The sequence below is a fragment of the Corallococcus interemptor genome, assembly GCF_003668875.1.
Lineage (GTDB): Bacteria > Myxococcota > Myxococcia > Myxococcales > Myxococcaceae > Corallococcus > Corallococcus interemptor.
This window is the reverse complement of record NZ_RAWM01000015.1, coordinates 45,785-65,900: the sequence shown is the minus strand read 5'-3', so window position 1 is coordinate 65,900 and position 20,116 is coordinate 45,785. Positions and strand designations below refer to the sequence as shown.

Here is a 20,116-nt window from a genome sequence, read left to right as displayed (position 1 = left end):
TTCAGTGAATCAGCCGGTGCACCTGCTCCAGCATCAGCGCCGTCACCAGCCCGCAGTACGTCCCCAGCACATATCCCAGCACCGCGAGCAGCACGCCCACCGGCGCGAGCGCGGGATGGAAGGCCGCCGCCACCACGGACGCGGAGGCCGTGCCGCCCACGTTCGCCTGCGACCCCACCGCCGCGAAGAACACCGGCGCCTTCAGCCACCGCCGGGCACCCATCGTCACCGCCGCGTGGATGCACATCCACAGCGCCCCCACCGCCACCAGCGCGGGCGCGTCCCACAGCCGCCGGAACTCCGCCTGCGCGCCAATCGTCGCCACCAGCAGGTACAGGAACAGCGAGCCCATCCGGCTCGCCCCCGCGCCCTCCAGCCTGCGCACCGGCGTGAACGACAGCACCACGCCCACCGTCGTCACCAGCAGCACCACCCACGTGAAGCCCGTCACCACGTTGCCCAGGTCCGGCAGCAGCTTCGCCAGCGCCGTGCACACCACCGTCACGCCGAACGCCACCGCCAGCATGGACAGCAAGTCGGACAGGCTCGCGGGCCTCGCGGACGCGGCCTGGATGCGCGCGGACTCCTCACGCACGTGGTCCAGCGCCGTCCGGTCCGCGCCGATGCTCGCGTCCATCGCCTTCTCCCGCCCGGCGAAGGACAGCAGCACCGCCGTCCACACGTTGGACACGCCCACGTCCACCACCACCATCATGCTCAACGTGCTGTCCAGCGCGCCCACGCTCTGGCCAATCGCCACGAAGTTCGCGCTGCCGCCAATCCACGACCCGCTGAGCGCCGCCAATCCCTTCCACGCCTGGTCCCCCAGCTCCGCCGGCACCAGCCACCCCAACGCCAGATACGCGAGCGGCCCGCCCACCATGATGCCCAGCGTGCCCGCCAGGAACACGCCCACCGCGCTGCGCCCCAGCCTCGCGATGCCGGGCAGGTCCACCGACAGCACCAGCAACACCAGGCTCGCGGGCAGCAGGTACACGCGCGTGAAGCGGTACAGCTCCGACTGCGTGGGGATGACGCCCGTGTTCGACAGCAGCGTCGGCACGAAGTACGCGAACACCAGCAGCGGCACGACGTTGAAGAACCGCTCCACCGCCGGGTAGCGCTGCAACGCATACAGCCCCGCCAGCACCGCCAGCAGCACGGCGAGCACCGCCATCGGATCCTGGATGAGCGGTGGCGTCACCGGGGCTCCACGCCCAGGCCCGCGCCCGCCCCCAGCTGGATGCGGCCCTGCACCACCGGGTGCGCGCGGTACGGATCTTCCGCGAGCAGCAGGTTGCCATCCAGGTCCACCCAGTCCACCAGCGGCGCCAGGTGCGCGCCCGCCGCGATGCCCAGGCCCGTCTCCACCATGCAGCCCAGCATCACCTTCAGGCCACACGCGCGCGCGGTCTCGATGATGCGCAGCGCCTCGCGGATGCCGCCGCTCTTCTGGAGCTTCACGTTGATGCCGTGGAAGCCCTCCGCCAGCTTCGGCACGTCCGACGCCTTCGTCAGCGACTCGTCCGCCACCAGCGGCAGCGGCGAGCGCGCGCGCAGCCACTTCGCGCCCTCCACGTCCGCCGCGGGCAGCGGCTGCTCCACCAGCTCCACGCCCTGGGTGGACAGCCACTGGATGTGCGCCAGCGCCTCGTCCGGCTTCCACGCCTCGTTCGCGTCCACGCGGATGGTCTGCGCCGTGAGCGCGCGCACCGTGCCGAACACCTCCTGCACGCGGTCCGCGCCCAGCTTCACCTTCAGCACCGGGAAGTCCGCCGCCTCGCGCACCTTCACGGCCAGCGTCTCCGGTACGTCGATGCCAATGGACATGGACGTCACCGGCTGCCGCCCGGGGTCCACGCCCAGCATCCGGTACAGCGGCACGCCCATCACCTTGCCCGCCCAGTCATGCAGCGCCAGGTCCACCGCCGCCTTCGCCGCGGGGTTGTCCGGCAGCGCCGCGTCCACGGCCTCGGACACGTCGCGGAAGTGGCGCAGGTCCCGGCCCTCCAGCACGGGGGCCAGCTTGTGGAGCGCGGCCTCCACCGTCTCCCAGGACTCGCCGTAGCGCACGTTGGGCGCGGCCTCGCCGTACCCCACGTGCCCTTCCGAGCGCACCTCCACGAACACGTTGCGCTTCACCGTGCTCGTGCCCCGGGCAATGGTCCAGGCGTGACGCAGCGGCAGTTCCACGGTGCGAAAGCTCAACGGCGAGGCCATGGGCGGACTCCCTCCAGGGCCCTTCCCTTAACACGGCACTCCGTGGAAACGCCGCTTCCGTTGCCTTCCCGGGCCCGAAGGCGCGACCCTGCGCGCCATGCGCCTCCTCCCCCTCGTCATCGCCTTGTTCGCGCTGGGTCCAAGCCACGCCGCGTCATCCCGTCCCGCTCCGAAGGATGAGTTCCGGACGCTGCTCGCGGAGCTCGTCGCCGCGGACACGTCCAACCCACCCGGCAATGAGACAGCCGCGGCCCGGGTGGCGGCGAAGTGGCTGCGCGAGGCGGGCATCGAGTCGGAGCTCATCGAGCCCTCGCCCGGGCGCGGCAACCTGCTGGTGCGGCTGAAGGGGAACGGCAAGGGCCGGCCGGTGCTCGTGCTCGCGCACCTGGACACGGTGCCGGCCGTGAAGGCCGAGTGGGCCACCGACCCGTGGACGCTCACGGAGAAGGACGGCCTGCTCTACGGCCGGGGCGTCCAGGACAACAAGGGCATGGCGGCGGCGAGCATCCTCGCGCTGCGGCGACTGAAGCAGGAGGGCGGGACACGCTCGCGCGACATCCTGCTGTACCTGGGCGCGGACGAGGAGGTGGGCTCCGGGCAGGGGCTGGACTGGATGATGGAGCACCGCCCGGAGCTGAAGGAGGCGGAGTTCGCGCTCAACGAAGGCGGCCTCACGGAGCTGTCGCCGGACCGCAAGGAGGTGCGCTTCGTGGCGCTCCAGGCCGCGGAGCGCGTGTCGCGCAACGTGACGCTCAAGGCCTCGGGCCCTGGAGGCCACTCCTCCGCGCCGCCCGTGGACTCAGGGCCGCTGGTGCGCGTGGCCGCGGCGGTGGCCCGCGTGGGCGCCCTCACCTTCCCCGCGCACCTGACGCCCGCCGCCCGGCTCCACGTGCAGGGCCGCGCCCAGGCGACGCCCGGGGAGCTGGGAGAAGCGCTGCGCCGCATCGCCGCGTCACCGGACGCGCCGCCCGAGGACGCCGTGGCCACCGTGGCCCGGCTGGAGCCCGCGCTGGGCGCCGTGCTGCGCACCACCTGCGTGCCCACGGTGTTCAAGGCGGGCACGAAGTCCAACGTGATTCCCGCCACGGCCGAGGCCACCGTGAACTGCCGCCTGCTGCCGGACGCGGACGCGAAGGCCGTGCGCGAGCGCATCGTCGTGGCCGTGAATGACAAGGACCTCCAGGTGGAGATGGACGTGTCGCCGCCGGACTCGCCCATGTCGCCCGTGGGGGACAACGCCATGTTCCGGGCAGTGAAGGCCGCCGCCGCGAAGGTGTGGCCGAAGGCGCCGGTGATTCCCCGCATGTCCACCGGCACCACCGAGTCCGCCACGCTGCGCCGCGCGGGCATCCACGCCTACGGCATCGACCTCTTCGCGCTGACACCGGAGGACGCGCGCACCGCGCACGCGCCCAACGAGCGCGTCCCGGTGGCGTCACTCCAGCCCGGCGCGGAGTTCGTCTACCTCACGTTGAAGCACCTGACGCGCTGAGGCACCGGGCTGGGCTACTGGCGCGTGAGCGCTTCGATTCGACGGATGACCGCCTCGCGCATCGGGTTGGAGACCGCGCGGTGCTCGAGCATGTCCGACATCCACAGTCCGTCGATGGCCAGACGGCAGAGCGTGAGCTCTGTCGACTCGCGCTCCTCGACGCTGAGCTGCTCCTCTCGTGAGTCGTCCCAGATGGAGGCCCAGAGCTCCCGGACCTCCGGGTCGAAGAGCATGAGGCCGATGAGCGAGCGCATGACGTGGGCCTCGTCGTCGTCCGCGGGAGCGGAGACCGTCACCCGGAGGTAGGCGCGGGTTCCCCTACCCCTCGGGTCCGGGTCCTTCGCCATCTCGGCGGCGACGGCCCCGGCGAACCGCTCGGTGGCGTCCTCGAACAGCGCATCCATCAGGATGGGCTTGGTCTGGAAATGCTCCAGGAGCTCCGCCTTCGAGACGCCCGCCCGCCCGGCGATGGCGTCGAGCGTGACGGCGTGGATGCCCTGCTTCAGGATGAGCCCAGCGGCGGCCCGCAGGAGCTGCGCGCGCGTCACTTCAGGCGGACCCTTGCTCTGCTCTGTCATTTGGGCCGGGACGGTACTCCTGAAGCCAGACTTTCTCGAAGCCCCATGTGAAGAGCATCCAATGGCAGGCATGACCCGTGAAGCCCTCCGCCTGGATGGGCCGGGTGACGGTGATGATGCGCGTGCCCGGCGCGCAGGTGCGCAGGTGCGCGACGAGCCGCGCCTTCGTCTCCGGGCTGAACGCCACCCAGTTGCAGAAGATGTGGGTCGCGTCCCCCAGCGGCTCGCGGGTCATGTCCCCCACGGTGAGCGTGATGCCCGCGGGCTGAAGCCACGGCGCCACGCGCGCCACGTGGTCCGCGATGAGCTCCACGCCATGCGCCTCCGCGCCCCACCACCGCGCGGCGAGCAGCACGCGTCCTCGGCCCGCGCCCAGGTCCACCACCCGGCTGCCGCGCCGCACGCCCGCCTTCCTCAAGAACCACAGCGCCGTCACCAGCGGCGTCTCGCCGTACATCAGCTCCCGGAAGGACTGGCCCGTGGACTGGAGCACGCGCGCCATCTCGAAGGTGCGCCGCGCGCTGTAGGGCGTGCGCAGGACGCGCTGCCACCACAGCCCCATGTATGGCTTCACGAGCCGGGGACGCGGCAGCAGCAGCAGCAGGTCCGTCACGCGCAGCACGACCGCGATGACGATGCCCAGCAGTTGCAGCAGCAGCCGCTCCCAGAATGGCAGCTCGTACGCGTCCAGCACGTCGTCGCTGCGCGATGGGGGCTTGGGAGGCGGCGCGGGGTCCGTCATGCGGCGCGGAGGCTGTCCGGATTCCGGACGCCACGCAACGGCTCCGCGTCGGACCGGAACGCGCCTGCCTCCCGTGCGGACGCGCGAGAGGACCCGATGCGTGAGGCCGCGCCCACCCGCATCGACCTCACCTCGAAGCTGTCCAGCTGAAGCGTCACAACAGCTTCTTCGCCGCCTTGGCCAGGGCCTTGTCCTCGGCCAGGGCGGGGACCTCCATGAGGCGCTGGGCGATGTGCTTGCCCACCACCGCGCTGGACGCCGCCACCTTCAGGTAGACCGCCGCGCGGGCCAGCAGGTCCGGCTGTCCAAGGGACGCCTTCAGCCGGGCCTCCAGCGCCCGGGCCAGGTCGGTGGGCTGGAAGTTCTCGAAGACGCCCCGGAACGCCTTGCGCTCCAGCTCCTCCGGGCGCTTCTCGGCCAGGTCCAGCGCGGGCTGCAAGAGGGCCAGCCCCAGCGAGCGCATGGCCTCCGCGACGACGCCGGGCTTCCATCCGTCCACGAACGCCAGCAGCAGGGCCTCCGCGCCGCGCACGTCACCCAGCATGCCCAGCGCGTACACGGCGTGCTTCGCCTCCACGTCGTCGTGGCCGCGGCCCTGCACCATGACGATGAAGCGGTCGAGCACCTCTGCGTCCCCCACCCGCGCCAGCGCCTCCGCGGCCTCGCGCCGCACCTCGCGCGCCGGGTCCCCGTGCAGCACCTGGCGCAGCACGGGCATGGCCACCGTGCCCAGGTCCGCCAGCATGGCCACGGCCGCCCCGCGCGAGTCCTTCGTCGTCTCCGACAGCGCCGCCTGCATCAGCGGCACCGCCTTCTCCTTGCGGCGCCGCGCGAGTTCCAGCACCGCCGCCTCGCCCGTCTCCCGGGCCTGCACGTCCTCCAGCGTCTCCTTCGCGAACAGGCGCAGGCCCATGTCGTGGCCCCTGCGCGTCACCGCGTCCAGCTCGCGCCGGGCCTGTACGCCGCCCAGCACGCCCAGCACGCGGATGGCGGTGCGGCGCACCATGCGGCTGTGGTGCTCGCCCAGCGCGCTCTTCGCGGCGCCCAGCGCGCCCTCGCCCAGCGCCGCCACCGTCCGCGCCACGAAGGCGCTGGCCGCGCCGTCGCTCCACGTCGGATAGAACTCCCGCGCCAGCACGTCCGCGCCCAGGCTCGCGTAGTAGCGCGCCGCGTGCGCCGCCGCCTCGTAGCGCGTCAGCTCCCCGCGCGCCCGGCGCACCATGGCCTCGCCCGGCGTCAGCACCTCCTCCGGCCGCTGCACGCGGATGCTCGGGTGCGTGGGCACGGCCTCCAGCTGGGACAGGTCCACCTGCACCGCGCCCGACAACCGCACCAGCGCGATGCCCAGCACCTGGTACACCTTGATGAAGTCATCCAGCCGCTCCGCCGGATCCGGGCGCTGCGCCAGCGCCTCCAGCAGCGCGCCCGGCTTCTCCAGCCCCAGCTCCTTCAGCCGCGACACCAGCGGCTCCACCGTCCGCGCCGACACCGCCGACAGGCCGCTGGCGAACGCGTCCGCCAGCTCGTCGCGCACCTCCGCCAGCGCGATGGCCGCCCGCGACGCACCGGCCGCCCGGGCCGCGTCCGCCCACCCGCTGCGGGGCAGCGCGTTGGGAGCCGCCGGGGCCCGCACGCGTCCGCGACGGCGCGGCGACGCGGGCGCATCCTCCGCGCGTCCCAGCGTGCGCAGGTCCAACCCCTCCGGCGTCCGCACCACCACGGCCGAGGGGAACAGCGTGGGGAGCGCCGCCTCCAGGCCCACGTCGCCCAGCACCGCCACGAGCTTCGCGTCCTCCAGCGCCGTGGACAGCGGCTCCTCCAGCGACGGGTCCACGGGCAGGAAGAGTCCCCGCCCCGAGCCGTCCACGAACTGCGAGCGGGCCCCGCTGGCGAGCAGCGTCTCCACCCGCACCGACACCGGCAGCAGGTCCGGCGCGAACACGTCCTTGCGGTGCTCCTGGAAGGCCGCCATCACCGCGCCCACGTCCGGCAGCGCCACCTCCACCAGCCGCTCCAGCGCCGCCCGGTCCACCGGCGCGCCGTCCTTCCACGACTCCAAGTCCAACCGGTGCGGCGCGAAGCCCGGATACTGCCCGCCGTGCGCGCCGTCGAGCACCGCGCCCGCGTGACTCGTCTTGGGCGCCACCGTCTTGAGGTTCGCGGGGAGGATCTGCTTCTCGCTGTAGTGCGAGCCCGACGCCAGGTCCACGAAGCGGCTCTCGCGCACCATGAACCTGTCCGGCGTCACCCTGGCGGAGAACGCGTACTCCACCAGCTTGAGCCCCGCGACGGGCGCGCGGTCCTTCTTCGTCCACGTCCTGCCAATCAGCTCTTCCACGTGGCGTGGCTCCAGCGCCTCGCCGCCCAGGTGCTTCTCCACCTTGCGCGCGGTGAGCAGCATGTCCGCCACCAGGTCCGTGTACACCGGCGCCTCGAAGGTGCCCGTGCGCGACGCGGCCGCGTCCAGGAGGCCCGCCAACTCCACCGCCCGGGCGGCCAGCCGCCTCAGCCCATTGGCCCTGAGCGCCTCGCCCAGCGCGCGCACCTGCTCCGGCCGCTCCGCGCCCAGCGACGCCACGCCGGACAGGCCCAGCTCGCGCACCAGCGTGGACACCTGCGCCACGCCCGCCTTCATCAGGTCGCCCGTTTCAGCCTTGCCCTTCTTCACGCTCTTCTTCGCGCCACCGGAGCCCGCGGGCGCCGCCGGAGCCGACTCCGCCGTCACGAAGGCCTGCGGGGCCCGGGCCCACGCCACCAGCAGCGCCGCCGCGTGCTTGCAGAACGGACGCGAGCGTGCCGCCATGCACGAGCACCGCCCCTTCACGTCCGAGCGCGCCTCGCCGAACACCAGCGAGACTTTGTAAGGCGTGGCCCCGGAGCCCGCCGCGTCCGCGAAGAGCCGGTTCTCGTAGCGCGACAGGTTGGACAGCTGCTTGCCGTCGAACAGCTCCGCGCCCTTCTGCAGCTCCGCCTTGTCGCTGATGATCTCCGTCATCCCGCCCAACCCGATGACGGGCCGTACCTCAGCCATGACGCTCCCCCTTCTTGTCGGCGGACGCGAGCAGCGGCGCCAGGTCCTGGTTGCGCATCACCCGCTCCACCACGTCCACCAGCTTGCGCGGCGTGCACCCGAAGCACGGAATCCCCAGCGCGGTGAGCTGCTCCGCCATCGCGTGGTCATACGAAGGCCGCCCGCTGTCCGACAGCGCCAGCAGGCACAGCACCTTGGAGCGCGAGTCCACCAGCTGCCTCAAGCGGGCCACCAGCTCCTCGGCGTTGCCGCCCTCGTACAGGTCGGTGATGAGGATGAAGAGCGTCTTCTCCGGCCGGCGCACGTAGTGCTCCTGCGCGTACGCCACCGCCCGGTTGATGTCCGTGCCGCCGCCCAGCTGCGCGGAGAAGAGCACCTCCACCGGGTCCGCCAGCACGGGCGTCATGTCGACGATCTCCGTGTCGAACAGCACCAGGCTCGTGCGCAGCACGTCCAGCGACGCGAAGATGGCCGCCATCACGGAGCTGTACACCACGCTCTCCGCCATGGAGCCGGACTGGTCCACCACCAGCGTCACGTCCCACTCATGGTGACGGCGCTGGTTGGGCCAGAAGTAGAAGCGCTCCGGGATGAGGCGCTTCCGCTCCGCGTCCCAGCCCTTCAGGTTGGAGCGGATGGTGCGGCGCCAGTCGATGTTGCGCGCGATGGGGATGGGGCTCGTCCTGTCCCGGCGCAGCGCCCCCAGCACCGCCGTGCGCAGCGGGGACTCCAGCTTCTTGCGCAGGTCCTCCACCACTTCCCGGATGATGGCGCGCGCGGTGTCCTTGGCCTGCTCCGGGATGAGCCCCCGGGCGCTCACCAGCGTCGTCACCAGCTCCAGGTTCTTGTCCAGGAAGGGCAGCGTCTCCGGCTCGAAGAGCAGCTGGGTGAGGCCCTTCTTCTCGATGGCGTCCTTCTGCACCAGCGCGATGACGTCGTCCTGGAAGAAGTCGCGCAGCGCGCCCAGCCACTTGGGCAGGTACGGCTTCGAGCCGCCCCTGCCGGCCGAGCGCTCGCCGTAGACGAACGACAGCGCGTCATCCAGTCCCTCCAGGTCGTCGCCCTCCAGGTCCACCGTGCCCGCGCTGGCGCCCAGCGCGCTCAAGGAGGGGCACGAGCCCGTCTTCTCCGCCTCCGGGCCCAGCGCCAGCCGCCAGCGCAACAGCGCGTCGCGGTCCTTCGGTTCCAGGTCCTTGGGGTCCACGCTCATAGCAGGTCGTCCAGGTCGTCCAGGGCCTTGCCCAGGTCCGCGCTCAGGTCCTTCAGCGTCGCCTTGTCCTTCTCCTCCAGCACCGCCTTCACCGCGCGGCCCTTGTCCTTCAGCTGGCGCACGCCCATCACGTTCTCCATCAGGTAGCGGCGCTCGGTGGCCCCCAGCGCGCCCAGCGCCCGGCGCAGCACCGGCAGCGTCTGCCGGAAGCGCTCCGGCTCCACGCTGGTGAGGAAGTCATCCAGCGCCTTCACCACGTCGCGGCTCTTCACCAGCACCAGCGCGTTCACCTGGAGGAAGCCCTCCAGGTACGCCGCCGCGTCCGAGGGCTCCACCGCCGCCGACAGCCGCCGCCCCACCTCCAGCGCCACGTCCGCCTCCGGCAGCTCGCGAGCCAGGTACAACAGGCCCGTGGCCAGCCCCGACGTGGCCGGGTGCACCGCGTGGCTCTCCATCAGCCCACGCGCCTCCACGAGCCAACCCTCCTTGTCCGCGCGAGGCTGGGACAGCGCGACTTCATGCAGCGTGCGCAGCGCGTCCAGCACCGGGGGCACGCCCTCCGGTGCGCAGGCGCTGGCCTCACGCACGCGCAACAGCGCCCGGTTGAAGGTCTTCTCCCCCAGGGCCGCGACCGCCTCGTCACCCACGTCCGAGTGCGCGCGCGAGGTGCCATAGGCCATCAGCCCCGACAGCGCCCGCGCCGCGTTCGCCAGCGATGGCAGGTCCGCGTCCGTGGCCGCGTGCGCGTCACAGACCTTGAGCGCCTGGGCCACCGTCTGCGAGCAGCCGGTGATGACGGACTCCAGCAGCACGTCCGCCGCCTCCGCCGTCGTCTTCGCCTGGGTCAGCCGCTCCTGGAGCACGCGCGTCGTCACGGCCTCCAGCGAGTCGCCCAGGACAATCTTCTCCACCAGCGCGACGTCCGTGGACGGCGTCCACTGCGCCTGCCAGGCCTCGCGCACGCGGGTGAGCGCCGCGTAGCCACCGGCCTCGCCCTCCGCGCTGCTCTTTCGCGACGAGCCCGTCCCGGACAGCGACGCGTACGGGATGCCCGCCACGCGCAGCCGGTGCAGGAACACGGAGGAGCCCACCTCCACCGGGTTGTTGAGCCTCAAGCTGAACGTCTCCGGGCTGTCCGTGCGCGGCAGCCGCCGCTCGCCCACCTCGCGCCAGAACTCCGCCTGGAGCGAGTTCTGCCCGATGCGGCTCGCCACCTGCCCCACTTCGTGGCCGATGACGCTCTTCCACAGGAAGCTGTCCACGTGCGTCGCGTCCCCGCGGCACAGCGTGGCCACGGTGGCCTCGCGCAGTTCGTCCAGGCCCGGCGCGCTCTTCTCGCGCAGGTCCGACAGCGTCACCGCCAGCCGGTACGCCTCCAGCACGTCCGACAGCGACGCGGAGAAGCCTCGCATCCGCAGGTGCGCCGCGAAGTCCAGCAGCACCTCCAGCGTGGCCCGCCGGAAGTCGCAGTTCGCCTCATGGGCCTTCTGGTAGAAGTGCGGCGCCCGGTTGCCCGCGCCGTAGCCCAGCTGCTCCGCCAGGCGCGGGAAGCTGTACGGAATCACCGTCACCGCGCACGGCCCGGCTTCGGGCAGCTTCGCCTCCTCCTTCGGATCCACGTCCCCCGCGAGGAACGCCGCCGTATGCGCCGCGCCCGCGACGACGGCCACCTTCTCCGGCGCCACGCCCCCCGCCACCACCTCCAGCACCTTGCGCGCCATGAAGGCGTCACGCTGGCGGTGGTAGCCCGGCCGGGGCCCCGCGTTGACCACGTCCGCCCAGGCGGTGAGCACCGGCCGGAACTGCTCCGGGCTCCAGTCCGGCGCCTCGAAGGACGCCTCCCAGAACTCCTCGAAGGAGCGGTGCCCCTGCGAGCGCGCGAACGCCTCCGTGAGCGGCATCGCTTCGTCGGGGACGCCCGTGCCCTCTTCCGTCCCTTCCGTCTCCACGCCCAGGCCGGGCGCCTGGCGGTCCACCGCGAGGCTGACGCCCACCGGGATGTCGATGAACTCCACCCGCGCGCCGTTCGCCCGGGCCCACTTCAGCGCCTGGTACTCCGGCGAGTACGCCGCGAAGGGCCACAGCGACGAGGACGGGGTGCCGTCCGTGCGGTAGCCCAGGATGGCCACGGGCGGGCGCGTCTGCGCGTCGCACAGCACGTCCACCAGCGCCGTCGCGTCGCAGGGCCCCTCCACCAGGACGACGGAGGGCTTCACGCGCTCCAGCCACTTCAGGAGCACCGCGGTGGTGCGCGGCGAGTGGTGACGGACCGGGAAGTGCTGCACCCGGGAGAGCAGTGCCAGGTCCATCAGCCCCTCAAGAGCTTCTTGCTCGCGGAGTACAGGTCCTTCCACGGGCCGGTGCGCCCCTTGGCCACCGTCTCCATGTACTCGCGCAGCGCCTTCACGTCGTCCTCCTGCTCCTTCACCACCGCGCCCACCAGCGACGCCGCCAGCTCGTGCGACGTCACCGTCCCGGAGCCGAACTGCTGCGCCAGGATGGAGCTGTTGAACAGCACGCTGATGGCCTCCGCCGTGGACAGCACCGCGCCCGGCGTGCGCACCTTCGTCTTGCCGTCCTTCGTCACGCCCTTGCGCAGCTCATGGAAGAGCGTCAGCAGCACGCGCGACAGCTCCTCCGGCGGCGGCACGCCCACCTGGTAGTCCGTGCGCAGCTCCGCCTCGCGCTTGGTGACGATTTGGATCTCCTGCTCCAGGTCCTCCACCACCGGCACGGTGACGAAGTTGAAGCGGCGCTTGAGCGCGGCGCTCATCTCGTTGACGCCGCGGTCGCGCGTGTTCGCGGTGGCGATGAGGTTGAAGCCGCGCTGGGCGCTCGTGATTTCTCCCAGCTCCGGCACGGACACCTGCTTCTCCGACAGGATGGAGATGAGCGAGTCCTGGATCTCCGGCGACGTGCGCGTCACTTCTTCAAAGCGCGCGAACTTGCCCGTGCGCATGGCGCGCAGGATGGGCGACGGCACCAGCGCTTCCGGCGTGGGCCCCTGCGCGAGCAAGAGCGCGTAGTTCCACGAATACTTGATGTGGTCCTCGCTGGTCCCCGCCGTGCCCTGCACGACGAGCGCGGACGTGCCGCTGATGGCCGCGGACAGGTGCTCCGACAGCCAGCTCTTCGCGGTGCCCGGCTCGCCCACGAGCATCAGCGCGCGGTCCGACGCGAGCGTCGCGATGCACACCTGGATGAGCCCCTTGTCGCCCACGTACTTGGGCGTGATGGCCACGCCCCCCACGGGCTTGGGGCTGCCCAGGATGTACGTCTCCACCGCGCGCGGCGACAGCGCCCAACCCGGTGGGCGGGGCTTGTCGTCATGCGCGGCGAGTGCGTCCAGCTCGTTCTTGTACTTCGCTTCGGCAGGCAGGCGGATGTCCGGCATGAGCTGCACGCTATCCACCCGGTCTGACATCCGGCAAACGCCCTGGCTGCCTCGCGCGTCGCCTCCGGGGCCTTGCGACGGACGACCTGCCCGGGTGCCTGGCGCTCAGGAAGCGGCGGCGCCCGGCGCGTGCATCCACTGGACGAGCTGGACGATGACGCCGTTCGCGTCGGCGACCTGGAAGTAGCGCTCGCCCCAGGCCTCCGTCTCGATGGGCGTCAAAATTTTCACGCCCTCCGCCTGGATGCGTGCGTATTCCGCGTCGATGTCCTCCACGACGAACGCGACGATGAGCCCGTCCGCCCGCCGCGTCTTCAGGGACTCCGGCTTGAGCGTCTTCAGGCCCGTGCGCAGGTAGATGACGTTGAAGCCCACGTCGGGCCGGGCCAGGGACACGAAGCCGTCCGCGGCCATCGCCTCCGTGAAGCCGAAGTGGCGCTTCAGGAAGGAGGCCGAGGCCTCCACGTCATCGACATTCAGGGACACGGCGGAAGCGGTGACTCGCATGGGTAGTCCTCCTCACCACGGGTTCCAGGAAACCCAATCTACGTACGCCGTACGGAGTTGCACGTCAAGGCGGCGGCGTTGGAAGAATCCGGCGCATGGCATCGCATCGCAGCAGCATGGGAGACCCCACGCGGACGCTGGAGCTGCTGTGGCGGGACTCCCGGCCTTCCCAAGGTCAGCGGGGTCCGAAGCAGGGGCTCACGGTCAGCGCCGTCGTGGACGCGGCGGTGGCGCTGGCGGACGCGAGCGGGCTGGACGCGGTGACGATGCGGGCGCTGGCGGGGAAGCTCGGCATCGCGCCCATGGCGCTCTACACGTACGTGCCCGGGCGGGCGGAGCTCATCGACGTGATGCTCGACACCGTCTATGCGGGCATGGTCCGGCGCAAGCCGAAGGGGACGGACTGGCGCTCGAGGCTGGAGGCCGTGGCCCATGACAACCGGGCCCTGTTCACCCGGCATCCCTGGCTCGCGGACGTGTCCACCTCGCGGCCTCCCCTGGGGCCCGGGCAGATGGCGAAGTACGAATACGAGCTCCAGGCGCTGGAAGGCGTGGGGCTGGACGACGTGGCGCAGGACGCGGCGTTGACGTTCGTGCTGGGCTTCGTGGAGTCCTCCGCCCGGGCGGCCCTGGACCAGCGCGCCGCGCGGCTGGAGTCACGGATGGGTGACGGGGCCTGGTGGGAGGCGAACGCGCCCCTGCTCGCGCGCATGTCCGACCCGGAGCGCTACCCGCTGGCGTCCCGGGTGGGCTCCGCGGCGGGCAAGGCCCATGGCGCCGCGTATGACCCGGACCACGCCTATGCGTTCGGGCTGGAGCGCGTCCTGGACGGGCTGGCCGCGCTCATCGAACGGCCCCGGGCACGCCGTGGCGCGGCCCGGAAGCGCGGCACCTAGGTCCTGTTCCCCCTCAATTTTCCGAGCCCCTCCCGGCCTTCCGAGCCCCCCTGACAGGGGCTTCGCCTCGGAAGGCCGTCTGGCATCCGCATTGCTCAAGGTCCCGGGCACACGTCCTTTCCGGGAGCCTCCTTGAACATCCATCGACTGCGCCGTCTCTTCTCGCGGGCCCTGAGCACGTCGCTCGCCACGCCGCTGGTGCTGGCGGGCTGTGGCGTCAACCTGGGGAACAGCGCGGACCTGACGGGCTTTTCGCAGGTCGCGTGTGAGGAGCACCGTCTGTCGTTCGGGAACCTGACGCTCTCTTCCGCGCAGGACTTCGTCCAGCTCCGGGGCTTCTACAGCAACGTCCCGTGGGAGGATGCGCGCTCCTTCGGGAGCTCGTCCTCGGGACAGGCCTGCGCGACAGCCACGGACGTCCCCGCCTGTCAGACGGCCGTGGAGGACGCGAGCACCTCGAAGGGCTTCCATCGCGACTGCTTTGACTTCTGTCAGGAGTACTTCCTGCTCACGACGTCCGGCGACACCGTGACGACGTATACGACCGAGCCCTCCGTGCAGGACCTGCTGGGCACGATCGACACGGTGGAGGAGGCCGCGTTCCGGGCCTTCGCCGCGGGCTACAACCTGAGCTGCTACGAGTTGGAGCGCGGCGCCGTGAAGCAGAACAAGGACGGCAGCTTCGACGTCATCGGCACGCAGGGCCATTCGTGCGGCGCCAGCACGGACCTCACACAGCACCGGGTGCGGGTGTCCCGCTCTGGAGACGTGAGGCAGTTGGAGAAGTACATCCTGGAGAAGGGCGATCCCAACTGCGTCATTGGCCGGCGGCCCGTGGGGCTGCAGGCCGCGGAGGCCTGCGAGAACCCGGAGACCCTGGGGAGCTACTTCGCGGACGCGGCCCGCCTGGAGGCGGCGTCCGTGCATGCCTTCCTGCGGCTGCGGGATGAACTGGCGCTGCACGGCGCGGACGTGGGCCTCCAGGACGCGGCCCGCCGCAGCGCCATGGAGGAGGTCCAGCACGCGCAGGTGACGGAGCGGATCGCGCGCCGCTTCGGAGGCACGCCCCAGCGTCCGGTGGTGGAGGAGCTGCCCCTGCGCTCGCTGGTGGACGTGGCGCTGGAGAACGCGGTGGAGGGCTGCGTGCGGGAGACGTACGGCGCGCTGCTCGCGCATCACCAGGCGCTGCACGCGCGCGACCTGGAGGTGCGGCAGGCCATGGTGCGCATCGCGGAGGACGAGACGCGGCACGCGGCGCTGTCGTGGGACATCGACCAGTGGGCCCGGCCGCGCCTGTCCGCCGAGGAGCGCGAGACGCTGCGCGAGGCGCAGAAGCGCGCGGTGGCGCTCTTGCGTGAGGAGGTCGCGGTGCCGCTCGACGCGAGCATCATCACGCTGGCGGGCATGCCCACGCCGGAGGCGGCGCTGGCGCTGCTGGACACGCTGGAACAGGACCTCTGGGCATGAGCCCCTTCTTCTCACGCGCCCTGGCGGGCATGACGCTGCTGCTGGCCGGCTGTGATTCCACGGCGGACACGGACGGCTACAAGGAGGTCGCCTGCGCGTTCTGGGGGAGCAGCCATCCGTTCTTCGACGACCTGCGTCCCGCGCAAGGGCTGGACGCGGTCCAGGTCCGCGTCGCTAACGTGACCCGCTCCGAGGAGGATCCACCCTCTTCCGCACTCACCCTCTGGGGTGAGGCCTGCGCGACGGCCCGTGACGTCCCCGCGTGTCAGGCCGCCGTGGCTGCGTCACGGCCACCCGAGGGCTTCCACTTCTATTGCTTCGAAGGCAAGTGCTCCTACCGCTTCCTGCTCACGACCCAGGGCGACAAGGTGCGGATCCATTCCAGGCCGGAGACCCTCAAGGAAGCGCTGGGGACCATCGACACGGAGCAGGAGGCGGTCCTCAGGGTCTACGCGATGGGTTACGACTTCCTCTGCTACGACGTGGAGCAAGGGGGCGTGAAGACGAACCCGGACGGCAGCTACGGCGTCATCGGCTTCCGGGGCATCCAATGCGACCGGGACATCCCCATCACGCAGCACGTCTTCCACGTGTTCCCCTCAGGAGAGGTCCGCGAGCTGGAGAGCCATGTGCTGAAGGGAGGCACGGAGACCTGCGACTTCGAAGCACACTGAGCCCGCCATCTGTCCGCTCAGCCTGACTTTCCAGGAATCCGACTTGAGCCCCCGCGCGAGCGTTTGCGACACTCCACGCCGTGAACGCCCGCGCTCGCGTCCTCTCCGCTGTCCTGCTGGCCACCTGCATCTGGGCCTGTGCCTCCTCGCCACCGTCACCGTCCACGGACGCAACGCCGGAGACCGGCTCGCCCGCGCGCCTGTGGCAGAAGACGGCCGTGACAGGGGACCTCGCGCGCTTCTCGCGTGACGGCACGCGCGTCACCGCGGAGGGCGCGCTGGAACTGGACCCGTCCACCGCGAAGGAGGGCACCGACCCGTTCCCCGCTGGCGGCTGGCTCGACGGCGGCAGCTTCTACAATGGCGGCACCTTCCGCGTCGGCACCGCCACCTCCGAGGTCCAGTCCGTCCCCGGCGGCTTCGACAGCGTGGTGCCGTCCTTCGACGCCCAGACGCCTCCCGGCACCTGGGTGAAGCTCACCGTCTCCGCCCGCGTCGAAGGCACCTGGACGAAGGACTACGAGCTGGGCGTCTGGGCCTTCGACACCACCACCGTCGCGCGTCACAGCGTGGACGGCCAGGGCGATGACGACGGCAACGTCCTCACCGACACCCTCAACCTCAAGCGCCGGGCGGACGCCCTGCGCGTCACCGTCCACCTCTTCTCCGAACGCCCGGACACCAGCCCCCGCGTCCGCGCGCTCGCCGCCGCCGTCACCGACACGCGCCGGACACCCAGGGACCTCCCGTCGGACCGCACCGCGTGGGGCGTCGTGCTCGACGTGCCGGGCTACTCGCAGATGATCTACCCCGACGGCGGCGAGGTCTGGTGCTCCCCCACCTCCACCACCATGCTCCTGGGCTACTGGAGCCGGAAGCTGGGCCGCGCGGACCTGGAGCACCCCGTGCCCACCGCCGCCGCCCACACCTATGACTGGGTCTACAAGGGCACCGGCAACTGGGCCTTCAACACCGCCTACGCCGCCAGCATGTCCAATGGCGCGCTGCACGGACTCGTCGCCCGCTTCGACTCGTTCGCCCCCGTGGAGCGCCTCATCGCCGCCGGCATCCCCGTCAGCATCAGCATCGCCTACGAACCCGGCGAGCTCCCCGGCGGCGCCGCCCGCCGCACCGACGGCCACCTCATCGTCGTCCGGGGCTTCACCGACACCGGCGACGTCGTGGTCAACGACCCTGCTTTCGGCTCCAACGAAACCACCCACGCCACCTACCCCCGCGCCGAGCTGTGGCGCGCCTGGCAGCACTCCCGGGGGGCCTCGTACGTGCTCTGGCCCGCCGGCACCCCGCTGCCCGAACCGGGCCTGCTCCCCCTCCCGTAGCCCGCGCGTCCAGCGGCGAACACCCGGCCAACGCGGCGCGGCGCGCAGTGTCCACTGGCCGTGGCGTCAGGCCCCCCGTCCCTTGACGCAAGGCCATGCGTGAGCGGCCTGACATGACCTTTAGCCTTCAGTCCGCCGAAATTAGGCTTGATTTCGCGTGGCGGAATGTAAATACCTGCGCCCGTGCATTTGATGTCTCCGCCGGTATTCCGGAACCGGGGACACGCCTGGAGGCAGGACCATGGAGCAGAAGCCGCTGCGGGACTTCCTGGAGATTCCCTACGACGAGCTGGAGGAGCTCAACCTCCGGGTGAAGGAACAGCGCCTCCGCCGCGAGTCGCCGGACAAGATCCGCGAGGAGCGGATCAAGTACCTGACGGACGAGAAGCGCATCAAGGCCGTCACCGTGTGCTTCACGGACCTCGAAGGCCGGCTGCACATGCTGGACTACGACAAGAAGTTCCTCCTCAAGAGCGCGGACAACCTCACCTTCGACGGCTCCTCCATCCGCGGCTTCTCCGCGCAGGCGGAGAGCGACCTGCGCCTGAACGTGGACTGGAGCGCGTTCTACTGGCTGCCCTCGGACATCTTCGGCCCCGGCAAGGTGCTGGCGTTCTGCGAGGTGCTGGAGCGCGACGGCACGCCGTACCACTCGGACATGCGCGGGCAGCTCAAGCGCGCCACGGAGGCGCTGTTCCAGAAGGACGGCACCGTGTTCCACGCGGCGCCGGAAATCGAAGGCTTCCTCTTCAAGAACCGTGACGCCGAGCGCCACTACCACGAAGAGGGCAAGTTCGAGTTCATCTCCATCGGCGGCTACTACCACGCGCTGCCGGGCGACGGGCTGCGCACCTTCATCGACAAGGCCGCGGAAGCGCAGCGCGCCATGGGCTTCCAGAACGAGAAGGACCACCCGGAGGTGGCGCCCTCCCAGTTCGAGATGAACTTCTCGTACAGCGAGGCGCTGGTCGCCGCCGACCAGATCCAGCTCTACAAGCTGCTCTGCCGCCAGGTCGCCGCGCAGCAGGGGCTGACGGCCAGCTTCCTGCCCAAGCCCGTCACGGGCGTGAATGGCAATGGCATGCACATCAACATGTCGCTGTCGAAGAACAACAAGAACCTGTTCTACGACAAGGGCGGCCAGGACGGCCTGTCCGCCATGGGCTGGGAGTTCATCGACCGCATCCTGAACAACGCGAATGACATCTGCCTGGTGCTCAACTCCAGCGTGAACGCGTACCGCCGCCTGGATCCGCACTACGAGGCGCCCAACCAGATCAAGGCCTCCGCGAACAACCGCGGCGCCATGGTGCGCATCCCGTTCGGCAACGAGCGCAGCGCGCGCGTCGAGTGCCGCTCCGTGGCGCCGGACGCGAACCCGTACATGGTGCTCTTCACGCTCCTGAAGACCGGCCTGGAGGGCCCGCAGCCGCAGGAGGACGCGGAGACCAAGCGCAGCCGCACGCGCTTCCTGCCGGACAACATCTACGACGCGGTGCGCTTCTTCAAGGGCAGCCAGTTCGTCGCGCAGGCGCTGGGTGAGCAGGTGCAGGGCAAGTACGCGGAGCTGAAGATTGCCTCCGCGGACCGCTGCCCCAAGCAGCTGGGCACCCGCGTGAAGGAGTCGGAGATCCAGTTCCACCACGAGGTGACCAACCAGTACCTCTGGAACCTCTTCTAGAGCTGGCGGTAGCGCGCCTGGAGGAACAGGTAGGCGGCGTAGGCCACCAGGCCCGCCGCCACCACTCCCAGGAGCACGTCGCCCGCGGGTTGGCGGGCGACGACGGCCAGGGCCTCTCCCAGGCCCTTGGCCTCACCGGGGTTCGCGTCCACGCCCGCGAGCACCAGGAACCCGCCGATGACGGTGAACACCACGCCTCGCGCGGCGATGCCGAACTGGCAGACCCGCTCGATGCGGTGCTGATGCGCCGCCGCCAGGCCCGTGAGCGAGAGCTTCTCCCGGAACTTCGCCTTCCACGCCGTGTGGAACTGCTTCAGCGCGAAGCCGATGATGCCCAGCCCCACCAGCACCACCAGGACGCGGCCGAAGGGCTGCTCCATCAGCGTCGCCGTCCACCCCTGGGTGCCCTTGCCCTTGCCCTGTGACGCGCCCACCACGGTCTTCACGGCGAACAGCGCCAGCGAGCCGTAGATGACGCCGCTGATGAAGTACATGGCGCGCGCGGCGAGGCCCTTCGCGTCCGAGCCCTTGTCCTCCGTGTCCGCGAACGCCTGCGCGAAGCGCCAGATGACGTAGCCCACCAGGCCCACCGCCAGCAGCGACAGCAGCGCGATGCCGAAGGGCCCGTGCGCCACGGTGGCGACAGCGCCGTGGCTGTCGGTGGCGCGTCCGCCCTCGCCCGCCGCGAGCTTCAGCGCGAGCACGCCGATGATGGCGTACACGCAGCCCTTCGCCGCGTAGCCCATGCGGCCCAGCTTCTTCGCCCACGGGTGGTTCGCGGCATCCTTGGCGCCCCGAGACAGCCGCTCCATCCCCGGCCCACGCATCACGTCCATCGTCGCCATGCGGTCTCCCTCCTCCCGGTCTTCGGACCGAAGGACAGG

General features: G+C 71.1%; 16 protein-coding genes. 6 read left to right on the top strand and 10 right to left on the bottom strand.

What is annotated here, in order from left to right:
* Position 1: 1 nt before the first annotated feature.
* Both D7X96_RS08305 and D7X96_RS08300 read right to left on the bottom strand, forming a co-directional pair.
* On the bottom strand, positions 2 to 1,204 hold the full coding sequence (locus D7X96_RS08305) for a DUF819 family protein (RefSeq protein WP_233609428.1): 1,203 nt from the start codon (positions 1,202 to 1,204) through the stop codon (positions 2 to 4).
* Positions 1,201 to 2,220 carry a dipeptide epimerase gene (locus D7X96_RS08300; protein WP_120546038.1) on the bottom strand — a complete coding sequence of 340 codons (1,020 nt, stop codon included), beginning with the start codon at positions 2,218 to 2,220 and terminating at the stop codon, positions 1,201 to 1,203. The genes D7X96_RS08305 and D7X96_RS08300 overlap by 4 nt, the downstream gene beginning before the upstream one ends.
* A 97-nt stretch (positions 2,221 to 2,317) precedes the next feature.
* On the opposite strand from D7X96_RS08300, the gene D7X96_RS08295 reads away from it, so the two are divergent.
* Positions 2,318 to 3,712 (top strand): M20/M25/M40 family metallo-hydrolase, encoded by a 1,395-nt coding sequence (locus D7X96_RS08295; RefSeq protein ID WP_120546039.1) that lies wholly within the window; start codon positions 2,318 to 2,320, stop codon positions 3,710 to 3,712.
* Positions 3,713 to 3,726: 14 nt separating this feature from the next.
* On the opposite strand, the gene D7X96_RS39500 is transcribed toward D7X96_RS08295, so the two are convergent.
* The 7 genes from D7X96_RS39500 to D7X96_RS08255 form a co-directional block, all read right to left on the bottom strand.
* Positions 3,727 to 4,260, bottom strand: a complete 534-nt coding sequence (locus D7X96_RS39500) for a TetR/AcrR family transcriptional regulator (protein WP_158616110.1) — start codon at positions 4,258 to 4,260, stop codon at positions 3,727 to 3,729.
* 1 nt (position 4,261) lies between these two features.
* Positions 4,262 to 5,032 carry a class I SAM-dependent methyltransferase gene (locus tag D7X96_RS08280; RefSeq protein WP_244219497.1) on the bottom strand — a complete coding sequence of 257 codons (771 nt, stop codon included), beginning with the start codon at positions 5,030 to 5,032 and terminating at the stop codon, positions 4,262 to 4,264.
* A gap of 154 nt (positions 5,033 to 5,186) precedes the next feature.
* Positions 5,187 to 8,063, bottom strand: coding sequence for a HEAT repeat domain-containing protein (locus D7X96_RS41420; protein WP_120546041.1), 2,877 nt, complete (start codon positions 8,061 to 8,063; stop codon positions 5,187 to 5,189).
* Entirely contained in the window at positions 8,056 to 9,273 is a 1,218-nt protein-coding gene (locus tag D7X96_RS08270; RefSeq protein WP_121721882.1) for a VWA domain-containing protein, read from the bottom strand. The genes D7X96_RS41420 and D7X96_RS08270 overlap by 8 nt, the downstream gene beginning before the upstream one ends.
* Positions 9,270 to 11,582: a DUF5682 family protein gene (locus tag D7X96_RS08265; RefSeq protein ID WP_121769421.1), complete on the bottom strand. Its 2,313-nt coding sequence runs from the start codon at positions 11,580 to 11,582 to the stop codon at positions 9,270 to 9,272. The genes D7X96_RS08270 and D7X96_RS08265 overlap by 4 nt, the downstream gene beginning before the upstream one ends.
* Positions 11,582 to 12,667 (bottom strand): ATP-binding protein, encoded by a 1,086-nt coding sequence (locus tag D7X96_RS08260; protein WP_120546137.1) that lies wholly within the window; start codon positions 12,665 to 12,667, stop codon positions 11,582 to 11,584. The genes D7X96_RS08265 and D7X96_RS08260 overlap by 1 nt, the downstream gene beginning before the upstream one ends.
* 105 nt (positions 12,668 to 12,772) lie before the next feature.
* Positions 12,773 to 13,174: a VOC family protein gene (locus D7X96_RS08255; protein WP_120546044.1), complete on the bottom strand. Its 402-nt coding sequence runs from the start codon at positions 13,172 to 13,174 to the stop codon at positions 12,773 to 12,775.
* 95 nt (positions 13,175 to 13,269) lie between these two features.
* Here D7X96_RS08255 and D7X96_RS08250 point away from each other — a divergent pair, with 95 nt between their 5' ends.
* The 5 genes from D7X96_RS08250 to D7X96_RS08230 all read left to right on the top strand — a co-directional run bounded on the left by D7X96_RS08250 (position 13,270) and on the right by D7X96_RS08230 (position 19,232).
* Positions 13,270 to 14,070, top strand: a complete 801-nt coding sequence (locus D7X96_RS08250) for a TetR/AcrR family transcriptional regulator C-terminal domain-containing protein (protein ID WP_121769420.1) — start codon at positions 13,270 to 13,272, stop codon at positions 14,068 to 14,070.
* Between the two features lie 132 nt (positions 14,071 to 14,202).
* Positions 14,203 to 15,537 (top strand): ferritin-like domain-containing protein, encoded by a 1,335-nt coding sequence (locus D7X96_RS08245; RefSeq protein ID WP_121769419.1) that lies wholly within the window; start codon positions 14,203 to 14,205, stop codon positions 15,535 to 15,537.
* The gene (locus tag D7X96_RS08240; protein WP_121769418.1) at positions 15,534 to 16,211 is read left to right on the top strand and encodes a hypothetical protein; all 678 of its coding nucleotides are present in this window, start codon (positions 15,534 to 15,536) and stop codon (positions 16,209 to 16,211) included. The genes D7X96_RS08245 and D7X96_RS08240 overlap by 4 nt, the downstream gene beginning before the upstream one ends.
* An 80-nt stretch (positions 16,212 to 16,291) precedes the next feature.
* Entirely contained in the window at positions 16,292 to 17,551 is a 1,260-nt protein-coding gene (locus D7X96_RS08235) for a C39 family peptidase (protein WP_121769417.1), read from the top strand.
* Positions 17,552 to 17,792: 241 nt separating this feature from the next.
* Positions 17,793 to 19,232: a glutamine synthetase family protein gene (locus D7X96_RS08230; protein ID WP_120546049.1), complete on the top strand. Its 1,440-nt coding sequence runs from the start codon at positions 17,793 to 17,795 to the stop codon at positions 19,230 to 19,232.
* On the opposite strand, the gene D7X96_RS08225 is transcribed toward D7X96_RS08230, so the two are convergent.
* Complete coding sequence (locus tag D7X96_RS08225) at positions 19,229 to 20,077, bottom strand: DUF1206 domain-containing protein (RefSeq protein WP_120546050.1); 849 nt, start codon at positions 20,075 to 20,077, stop codon at positions 19,229 to 19,231. The two genes, D7X96_RS08230 and D7X96_RS08225, sit on opposite strands and share 4 nt — an antisense overlap.
* Positions 20,078 to 20,116: the final 39 nt, after the last annotated feature.

What these genes read in the sequence shown, in the direction of transcription:
- D7X96_RS08230 (WP_120546049.1), top strand. Translation starts at nt 17,793, where the DNA reads ATGGAGCAGAAGCCGCTGCGGGACTTCCTGGAGATTCCCTACGACGAG.
- D7X96_RS08265 (WP_121769421.1), bottom strand. Translation starts at nt 11,582, where the DNA reads ATGGACCTGGCACTGCTCTCCCGGGTGCAGCACTTCCCGGTCCGTCAC.
- D7X96_RS08255 (WP_120546044.1), bottom strand. Translation starts at nt 13,174, where the DNA reads ATGCGAGTCACCGCTTCCGCCGTGTCCCTGAATGTCGATGACGTGGAG.
- D7X96_RS08280 (WP_244219497.1), bottom strand. Translation starts at nt 5,032, where the DNA reads ATGACGGACCCCGCGCCGCCTCCCAAGCCCCCATCGCGCAGCGACGAC.
- D7X96_RS41420 (WP_120546041.1), bottom strand. Translation starts at nt 8,063, where the DNA reads ATGGCTGAGGTACGGCCCGTCATCGGGTTGGGCGGGATGACGGAGATC.
- D7X96_RS08225 (WP_120546050.1), bottom strand. Translation starts at nt 20,077, where the DNA reads ATGGCGACGATGGACGTGATGCGTGGGCCGGGGATGGAGCGGCTGTCT.
- D7X96_RS08260 (WP_120546137.1), bottom strand. Translation starts at nt 12,667, where the DNA reads ATGCCGGACATCCGCCTGCCTGCCGAAGCGAAGTACAAGAACGAGCTG.
- D7X96_RS08300 (WP_120546038.1), bottom strand. Translation starts at nt 2,220, where the DNA reads ATGGCCTCGCCGTTGAGCTTTCGCACCGTGGAACTGCCGCTGCGTCAC.
- D7X96_RS08270 (WP_121721882.1), bottom strand. Translation starts at nt 9,273, where the DNA reads ATGAGCGTGGACCCCAAGGACCTGGAACCGAAGGACCGCGACGCGCTG.
- D7X96_RS08240 (WP_121769418.1), top strand. Translation starts at nt 15,534, where the DNA reads ATGAGCCCCTTCTTCTCACGCGCCCTGGCGGGCATGACGCTGCTGCTG.
- D7X96_RS08295 (WP_120546039.1), top strand. Translation starts at nt 2,318, where the DNA reads ATGCGCCTCCTCCCCCTCGTCATCGCCTTGTTCGCGCTGGGTCCAAGC.
- D7X96_RS08250 (WP_121769420.1), top strand. Translation starts at nt 13,270, where the DNA reads ATGGCATCGCATCGCAGCAGCATGGGAGACCCCACGCGGACGCTGGAG.